General features: G+C 45.3%; 8 protein-coding genes. 1 reads left to right on the top strand and 7 read right to left on the bottom strand.

The annotated features are described in order from the left end of the window. Window positions 1–150: 150 nt before the first annotated feature. The 7 genes from recG to D0T87_RS23095 are packed head-to-tail and all read right to left on the bottom strand — an operon-like array spanning window position 151 to window position 6,188. The gene (gene recG, locus D0T87_RS23125; RefSeq protein WP_163178471.1) at window positions 151–2,247 is read right to left on the bottom strand and encodes an ATP-dependent DNA helicase RecG; all 2,097 of its coding nucleotides are present in this window, start codon (window positions 2,245–2,247) and stop codon (window positions 151–153) included. Next, the gene (locus D0T87_RS23120; protein ID WP_163178469.1) at window positions 2,247–2,909 is read right to left on the bottom strand and encodes a 2-C-methyl-D-erythritol 4-phosphate cytidylyltransferase; all 663 of its coding nucleotides are present in this window, start codon (window positions 2,907–2,909) and stop codon (window positions 2,247–2,249) included. The genes recG and D0T87_RS23120 overlap by 1 nt, the downstream gene beginning before the upstream one ends. A 4-nt stretch (window positions 2,910–2,913) precedes the next feature. After that, the gene (locus D0T87_RS23115; protein ID WP_163178467.1) at window positions 2,914–3,465 is read right to left on the bottom strand and encodes a DJ-1 family glyoxalase III; all 552 of its coding nucleotides are present in this window, start codon (window positions 3,463–3,465) and stop codon (window positions 2,914–2,916) included. A gap of 47 nt (window positions 3,466–3,512) precedes the next feature. After that, on the bottom strand, window positions 3,513–4,337 hold the full coding sequence (locus D0T87_RS23110; protein WP_163178465.1) for a TonB family protein: 825 nt from the start codon (window positions 4,335–4,337) through the stop codon (window positions 3,513–3,515). Between the two features lie 2 nt (window positions 4,338–4,339). Beyond that, complete coding sequence (locus D0T87_RS23105; RefSeq protein WP_163178463.1) at window positions 4,340–4,756, bottom strand: biopolymer transporter ExbD; 417 nt, start codon at window positions 4,754–4,756, stop codon at window positions 4,340–4,342. After that, window positions 4,756–5,475, bottom strand: coding sequence for a MotA/TolQ/ExbB proton channel family protein (locus D0T87_RS23100; RefSeq protein WP_163178461.1), 720 nt, complete (start codon window positions 5,473–5,475; stop codon window positions 4,756–4,758). The genes D0T87_RS23105 and D0T87_RS23100 overlap by 1 nt, the downstream gene beginning before the upstream one ends. Next, a complete protein-coding gene (locus tag D0T87_RS23095; RefSeq protein ID WP_163178459.1) occupies window positions 5,475–6,188 on the bottom strand; it encodes a pyridoxine 5'-phosphate synthase in 714 nt (237 codons plus the stop codon). Before D0T87_RS23095 ends, D0T87_RS23100 begins: the two co-directional genes overlap by 1 nt. Before the next feature lie 181 nt (window positions 6,189–6,369). Here D0T87_RS23095 and D0T87_RS23090 point away from each other — a divergent pair, with 181 nt between their 5' ends. Further along, window positions 6,370–7,242, top strand: a complete 873-nt coding sequence (locus D0T87_RS23090) for an NAD kinase (RefSeq protein ID WP_163178457.1) — start codon at window positions 6,370–6,372, stop codon at window positions 7,240–7,242. Window positions 7,243–8,359: the final 1,117 nt, after the last annotated feature.

Raw genomic sequence — 8,359 nt, 5'->3', positions numbered from 1 at the left:
CACACAGATGGGACACCCTATTTGAATACAAATAAATTATAACTCACTGAATGTCAGTGGAAACGAATTTGAATGAGAGAAAAGCGCCAAACTCAGGAATGGTATATTCCTTAACTTTTTTTGGCACGTTTGGGTGAACAATATCATTTTTTAGCTGATAGCCGCCCAATTTACGTTCGTTTTTCTCAGGTTTTTCAGTTGCCTCCAAAGCGTCTCATTTTCAGGGGCAGTGGCATTCGGATCATGTTCTACTACTTTTTGTGCAATGTCGCGCACATATTGCAATAACTGTCCGTCACGTGCCAGATTAGCGATTTTCAGATCGAATGCGACACCGCTTTGCTGAGTCCCTTCCAGGTCGCCCGGTCCTCTGAGTTTAAGATCGACTTCCGCTATTTCAAACCCATCGTTGGTTCGCACCATCGTTTCCAGACGCTTTCGTGTATCATCCGTTAATTTATAAGAAGTTACCAGTATGCAATACGACTGGTCGGCCCCACGCCCTACCCGCCCACGCAACTGATGCAATTGTGATAAACCAAATCGCTCGGCATTCTCAATCACCATCACCGAAGCATTGGGTACATTTACCCCAACCTCAATAACCGTGGTGGCTACCATAATCTGGGCCTCACCATTTATAAAGCGTTGCATTTGTTCGTCTTTTTCCGCGGCTTTCATCTTACCATGCACTTTGCAGACGGTATATTCCGGGAATTCTTTGCATATCTGGACAAAGCCCTCTTCCAGATTCTTCAGGTCGATCTTTTCACTCTCTTTTATCAACGGATAGACGATATAGATCTGACGACCTTCTTCAACTTGTTTGCGAATGGCTTTATACAGGCTTTCGCGCCTGTTATCAAATTGATGTATAGTAGCAATAGGTTTTCTTCCCGGAGGCAACTCATCTATGACAGACACATCCAGGTCGCCATAAAGTGTCATAGCCAATGTACGGGGGATCGGAGTGGCGGTCATAACCAATACGTGAGGAGGTTGCAGATTCTTACTCCACAACCGGGCGCGTTGAGCTACACCAAAACGATGCTGTTCGTCAATAATCACCAGACCGAGAGAAGAGAAGTTTACCGTATCTTCTATCACAGCATGGGTCCCAATCAGGATTTTGACATCGCCGGTCAGCAATCCGGCATGAATTTCTTTTCTTTTCTTTCCTTTCACAGAGCCTGTTAATAGCTCTACACGAATATCCATTCCAAAAAGGAGTTCCTTTATCGTCTCGAAGTGCTGATTAGCCAGAATTTCGGTAGGTGCCATCATACAAGCCTGATAACCGTTATCCAAGGCAATCAACATGCTCATCAGGGCCACGAGGGTTTTACCACTCCCTACATCACCTTGCAGCAGACGGTTCATTTGTCGCCCGGAACCGATATCTTGCCTGATTTCTTTAATGACCCGCTTTTGTGCTCCGGTTAACTCAAAGGGGAGGTTTCTGTGATAGAAAGTATTGAATATGTCGCCAACGGATTCAAAAACGTATCCACGGTATCTGAGTTGACGGTCTTTGCTATATCGGAGTATATTGAGCTGTATATAGAACAGTTCTTCAAATTTAATACGGTATTGCGCCCGCCTTAACAATTCCGGGTTGGTAGGAAAATGAATGCTCTTCAGTGCATCCGTCAGTGACATCAGGTGATGCTCTGTTATAATATGAGGAGGAAGTGTTTCGGGTAATGGTTCTTGTATTTGTTGCACCACGGCTGCCATCATTTTCTCAATGGCATTGGAGTTGAGGAAGCCGCGCTTCATTTTCTCCGTCGTGTTGTAGTAGGGTCTTAGCCCCATATTAGACAATACCACTCCTGCCGGATCTTCAATATCGGGATGCGCCAGGTTGATTCTTCCATTAAAGACAGTGGGTTTACCAAAAATAAGATAATCTTCTCCCAGTTTATACTTCCCCAAAATGTATTTGATTCCCTGAAACCAAACCAGATCAATCACGCCGGTTCCATCGGAGAAATGAGCAATCAGTCGCCGCGCCCTGCCTTCGCCTACGGGTTCGAATCCTACGATTTTACCTTTTAGTTGGATATAGGGCATATTGCCATCTATTTCGTGTATGTAATAGATGCGACTACGGTCTACATATTTATAAGGGAAGTAATAGAGCAGATCGTGCAATGAATAAATGCCTAGTTCTTTATTCAGCACGGATGCTTTCTGAGGGCCAACGCCGGCCAGGTATTTTATGTCGCGTGTTGTCAGGTCGAACATCAGATCAGGGCACTGGCTATTTTCAAATCAAACGGGGTGGTTATTTTTATGTTTTCACGATTCCCTTCGACTAAAGTAACAGATACACCCATGGCTTCTACTACAGACGCATCGTCTGTAAAAAACGGGCTATACTCTTGGTTATATGCTTTTTTGAGCAGGGCTACATCAAACACCTGTGGAGTTTGTACCAGGCGATAGTCATTCCGGTTCACGGTTTCGCTACCTCTATCCGTCAGATGACGCACGGTTTCAACCACTTCAATTACGGGAATAGCCGCCTTGTCTGACTGGGCTACCTCATAACAACGGGCAATAACCCCGGTTGAAACAAATGGGCGCACACCATCATGGACTCCTACCAATCCTGAGCCTGACACGAGTTCCAGTCCGTTCTTTACGGAATGAAAACGCGTTTCTCCTCCATGAGCAATGCGGTGAGGGATCTCAAAACGATGTTTACCGCAAAGTTCCCCCCAATAGGGTTCATGATTGGCTGGAATTACAAGGATAAGTTCGATGCAGGGATCGTAAGTATAAAACGCCTTCAACGTATGCATCAGCACAGGTATACCATCGCCTAAGGGAAGGTATTGTTTAGGGAGTTCGCCTCCCATTCGCAATCCCTTTCCTCCGGCAACTATTAAGGCGTATTTATTCATCCGGTTATCGTTTTACACACATAGCCTCTTCCAGTTCGGCTACTTTATCTTTACCAAGTAGGGCTTCTACAACAGCCAACGCAAAGTCCATTGCACCACCCGGTCCGATTCCGGTTATGATGTTACCATCTTTTTCAACTTGTGCTCCTGTACATTCCGCACCTTCCAAGTATTGTTCGAATCCCGGATAGCAGGTAACTTTCTTTCCTTTCAAAAGGCCAAGTTTACCCAGAACCATAGGGGCAGCACAAATAGCAGCCACGGGTTTATCTGCCGCTACAAAATCGGCAACCAGTTTGTTCAGACCTTCATGTTTGCTCAATGTTGAGGCGCCGGGCATTCCACCAGGCAATAGCAACAAATCCGCATCGCTAAAATCACAGTCTTTATAGTATGAATCACACAAAACAGGAACGTCGTGTGCTCCCATAACAACTTCTTCACCTGTTATGGTAACCATTTCTACGTTTAATCCTGCACGTCTCAGAACATCAATCGCGGTGAAAGCTTCAATCTCTTCAAAGCCATCAGCAAAAAAAGCATAGATAGTACCCATAAGTTTACAGTTTTAAGTTTATAGTTTTAAGTTCCAATTCACTATTCTTACTTCAAATTAAAATAATAGGTGATGGTACCCGTTTGATTATTCACTCCGTCTACCGAATTGAAGCGTGCTTTTTTAGCCGCATCTTCGGCTGCTTTACGGAGAGTGGGGTTCACCGTATTTGTTAATCGGTTGATATTGGTGGCGATTACTGCTCCTTCCGGATTTACGGTAATACTCACCACTACCCTACCTTCTTCTTGTACATTATATACCGGACGGGGCAATCCTCCTGCTCCTATGGAACGCCCGCCAAGGTCGAATGTTCCGTAGCCTCCGGTTCCTGTGGTTGCTCCGGTCGTAGAGTTTCCTGTCGGACTACCTTCTACGCCCGTCCCTGTACCGGTTCCCTTATCGCCCATCTGTGCGCCTTTGCCAAAAGCGCCGGCCACACGTTGAGCAGCAGCTTCGGCGGCTGCCTTTCTTTCGCGTTCTGCTTTTGCTTCGGCCAGTTTTCTGGCTTCGGCAGCTTTCTCGGCTTCGGTCTTTTCGGGCTTCTTGGGTGTTTCTTTTTTAGGCTCGGTCTTAGGTTCTACTACAACAGATTCTTCGATATCCTGAGTCAGAAGGTCTTGTTCTGTCGGCGGAACAGGATCGGTTTCGGTTGGCAACTCCGGTTCGGGGAGCACATCTACATCCACCAACGATGAGGGTTCAAACCCACCGTATGCAGATTCAACATTTCCCATCATCACCTCAACACCGCTTTCTTCGGTACGTTCAGGCAGGGTAAATCCTAACAGTAGCAAGAGGGCAATAATGGCTACGTGCACTATCAGCGCACCCATTACCCCCATTAATCGTCCTCTTTTCTTCTGATCCATGATTATTTTCTGTTTTCGGGCGGACGGGTAGCCAAGACCATTTTGAATTGGTTCTCGTTCGCTATATTCAATACCTTTACGATTTCCCGGTAAGGTACAGACTCATCAGCGTAAAGTGCCACATACATTTCAGGTTCCCTATCGGCTACGCTTTGCAGGAATGAAGCAAGTTGATCTTCCTGAACGGATTGTTCTTTGTCATTCCCGAAAGCGGCAAAATAGTTCAACTCTTTATCTATAATCACCCGCGTGAGGGGCTTCGCCGACGTTTGCTGTTTTCCTTGCGGAAGCAATACTTTGATTGCATTTGGCGACACCACGGTCGAGGTGATCATAAAGAAGATAAGCAACAGGAATATGACATCGGTCATGGATGCCATACTGAACTGCGGTGATATTTTATTTCTTCGTTTAAGCATTATTTTTTCGCTGGTTCGTTAAGCAAATCCATGAAAGCCATTGTTTTGGTTTCCATCTTGTTTACTACACCGCTCACAAGACCCACCAGATAGTTGTAGGCAAACATGGCGATAATTCCCACAATAAGCCCACCGACAGTGGTTATCATCGCTTCATAAATACCACCGGACAAAAGGGTGATATCAATATTGTTTCCTGCATTTGCCATTTCGTAGAAAGCACGCACCATACCGGTTACGGTACCCAGAAAGCCGATCATCGGGGCTCCACCGGAGATGGTAGCCATTACATTCAGCCCTTTTTCCAGCTTAGCGACTTCTATATTCCCGACATTTTCAATGGCAGCCTGTACGTCATTAATCGGCCGTCCGAGGCGGGTAATTCCCTTTTCGATCATTCGTGCCGCAGGGGTGTTTACCGTACGGCAATAGTTGATGGCTGCTTTTATTTCTCCGCTCAGGATATAGTCTTTGATTTTGTCCATAAACAAAGGGTCTTCTTTACCTGCTTTGCGAATAACGTACATCCGTTCGAAAAGGATATAGAAGCAGATAACAGAAAGCACGGCCAGCACAATCATGATCCAGCCTCCTTTGAAGGCCATGTCGAGCATATTCATTTCTTCAGGGCCGGTTACCGGCGTCAACACGGGGTTCTCTGTGGCAAGCGAATCTGCCAGGGTTCCGGCCGCTTGGGCCAACAGCATGTAGGTGTTCATCAACGAAGACATTTTTTATATTCCTGAATGGTGCGTTCCAATCCCAGATACAATGCATCGGCAATCAACGCATGACCGATAGACACTTCATCCAACCAGGGTATGTTTTGATATAGATAGTTCAAGTTCTCCAAACTCAGGTCATGACCGGCATTCAGTCCCAACCCCAGCTTACGTGCGGTTTTTGCCGCTTCAATAAATGGAGCTACGGCTGCTTCTTTGTTTTTGGGGAAGAGCGTAGCATAGGGTTCTGTGTAAAGTTCAATCCTGTCGGCACCGGCTTTGGCTGCATATTCAACCATTTCAACAGAGGGGTCTACAAATACGGACGTTCTGATTCCGGCCTCTTTCAGTTTATCCAGGATTTCGGACAAAAATTCCTGATTTATTTTTGTATCCCAACCGGCGTTGGAGGTGATCTGAGTGGGCGAATCGGGCACGAGCGTCACCTGATTAGGGCGCACTTTCAATACCAAATCCATAAATACCGCATCGGGATAGCCTTCGATATTGAATTCCGTTTTCAGCAAAGGTTTCAATGCGTAAACATCGGCCCGGCGTATATGCCGCTCGTCGGGACGGGGATGAACGGTGATGCCGTCGGCACCAAACTGCTCACAGTCAAGGGCAACCTTCACGATGTCTGGTACATTTCCTCCACGCGCATTCCGCAGGGTGGCTATTTTGTTTATATTTACACTTAATTTTGTCATTTCAGATTCTTAATTAGTCGCTTTTATAAGCGCAGATTTCGCCCAAAAATACAAAATATTCCCGACGATATAGCAACGTTTCGAAAAAAAAGGCGAAATTTGCAATTAATAACCTTGAAAGATGAAGGTATCGGGCATTGCTCGCTCCACTTTCAATTTTCAACTTTCAACTTTCAACTCTATGAGGTTTGCTATCTTCGGAAACACGTTTCAGGCCAAGAAATCATGCCATGCAGAAACGCTATTCGGTATTCTGAAAGAAAGGAATGCTGAGGTGTATGTTTGTCGTGACTTTTACACGTTTCTGACCGCCGATCTTGGAATGGAAATCCCAGTAGCAGGCTTGTTCGATGGCGATGATTTCTCGGCAGATATGGTCATCAGCGTGGGAGGCGACGGCACATTTCTCAAGGCGGCAAGCCGCGTTGGTAAAAAAGACATTCCTATTCTTGGTATAAATACCGGACGTTTAGGGTTCCTGGCCGATATTTCCCCCGAGGAAATGGAAGCCACATTCGAGGAGATATACAGCGATCATTACAAAGTAGAGGAACGTAGCGTATTGCAGCTATTGAGTAGCGACCGCCGTTTGCAGTCATCGCCTTACGCTCTGAATGAGATAGCGATATTGAAAAGAGACAGTTCGTCTATGATAACCATACGCACGGCTATAAATGGGGCATACTTAACAACCTATCAGGCGGACGGATTGATTATAGCTACCCCTACGGGGTCTACGGCTTACTCATTAAGTGTGGGTGGACCTATTATCGTGCCGCACTCTAACACCATAGCCATAACCCCGGTGGCTCCTCATAGCCTGAATGTCCGCCCTATCGTTATCCGTGATGACTGGGAGATTACACTGGATGTAGAGAGCCGCAGTCACAACTTCCTGGTAGCCATTGATGGCCGCAGCGAAACATGTAAAGAAAGTAATCAACTAACCATCCGCAAAGCTGATTACAATATTAAAGTCGTAAAGCGGTTTGATCATATTTTCTTTGATACACTCCGCACAAAGATGATGTGGGGAGTGGATGGAAGGAGATAGTATTAAATCATTTTGATGCAATTTCGCCGAATCACTAATCATATCGTCCTAAATTTAGCGAATTGAACATCATTTCAACATTCAGCACATATCGGTTTTTGTATATTCTAAAGACGAAACATGCCCCAGGAGGCGTATATCCACCATTCATCTACTTATTAAAAGTATAATTCGACTGCAAAAAGCACTAAAAAATAGCATTTCCCATACGAAACGAATAAATCTTCCTAGCCGAAAACCGGAAGATTTAAATTAGCCCACCTTGTTTTCCGTCAAATACCATGATTTGTATTTATTTCTTTCCGCTTTCTTGTTAAACACACCAACTGCCTGCGTTAACACGTCAACTTTCTACGTTAGCGTGGCTACCCGCCGTATAAAATACCGCCACCCGTGGCGTTATACCCCAAAGTTGACTTGTTAACGCAGGCAGTTGGTGTGTTTAACAACAAATAAAAACAGGCTCTTTGTACGTTATTCAGATATGAATGAACCGAATTATCGGAGTAATCATTCGACTCTAAAGGTTTTCTATTCTATTTCAAAAGGTTTTCGGGAAGAATCGAAACGATCACTTTGCAATAGGTTATTCAAAAACCAAACCACATGGAAAGAGATTTGCAAATAAAACAATCTTGTTTACTTAAAAACACAGCAAATTGCATCATTTCGAATCCACGAAATGAAAAATGCAGGAAGTTTTTTAAATGTCGATCCAAGATAAGCATCCTTAAACGATTTTGGAAGAATTGACAAAATGTCAATTCGCGTCCGATCCATTTTTCGCGCTCCTTACTGGTTGGTTTTGAAGTAAATGATTTACTGTAGGGGCGGTTCGCGAACCGCCCGAAAATGGTTTTCTGTATATTCTGTGCATTGGGCGGTTCGCGAGCCGCCCCTACAATAATCAATTCCTTTCCAATCCGGTTTTACGCTAATTGGGGGTGTGTCATAAGTCAGTAAATCCACTTCGTCATTGCGAACGTAGGTGAAGCAATCCAGTTTGTACGATTTGTGAGCTGGATTGCTTCGGGTAACCCCTACCAATGACAATATCCACCCCCTGCCCCCGCCAGCGGGGGATACCTGCGGCATCGTATCCCCCGCTGGCGGGGGC

It is taken from the genome of Bacteroides sp. 51, from assembly GCF_010500965.1.
In the GTDB taxonomy this organism is placed as follows: Bacteria; Bacteroidota; Bacteroidia; order Bacteroidales; family Bacteroidaceae; genus Bacteroides.
The sequence above is the reverse complement of the archived record's forward strand: the minus strand, read 5'-3'. Positions and strand labels throughout refer to the sequence as shown.

Coding starts and splice junctions, on each gene's coding strand:
- D0T87_RS23115 (WP_163178467.1), bottom strand. CDS start 3,465: ATGGGTACTATCTATGCTTTTTTTGCTGATGGCTTTGAAGAGATTGAA.
- D0T87_RS23120 (WP_163178469.1), bottom strand. CDS start 2,909: ATGAATAAATACGCCTTAATAGTTGCCGGAGGAAAGGGATTGCGAATG.
- D0T87_RS23100 (WP_163178461.1), bottom strand. CDS start 5,475: ATGAACACCTACATGCTGTTGGCCCAAGCGGCCGGAACCCTGGCAGAT.
- D0T87_RS23095 (WP_163178459.1), bottom strand. CDS start 6,188: ATGACAAAATTAAGTGTAAATATAAACAAAATAGCCACCCTGCGGAAT.
- D0T87_RS23090 (WP_163178457.1), top strand. CDS start 6,370: ATGAGGTTTGCTATCTTCGGAAACACGTTTCAGGCCAAGAAATCATGC.
- D0T87_RS23105 (WP_163178463.1), bottom strand. CDS start 4,756: ATGCTTAAACGAAGAAATAAAATATCACCGCAGTTCAGTATGGCATCC.
- recG (WP_163178471.1), bottom strand. CDS start 2,247: ATGTTCGACCTGACAACACGCGACATAAAATACCTGGCCGGCGTTGGC.
- D0T87_RS23110 (WP_163178465.1), bottom strand. CDS start 4,337: ATGGATCAGAAGAAAAGAGGACGATTAATGGGGGTAATGGGTGCGCTG.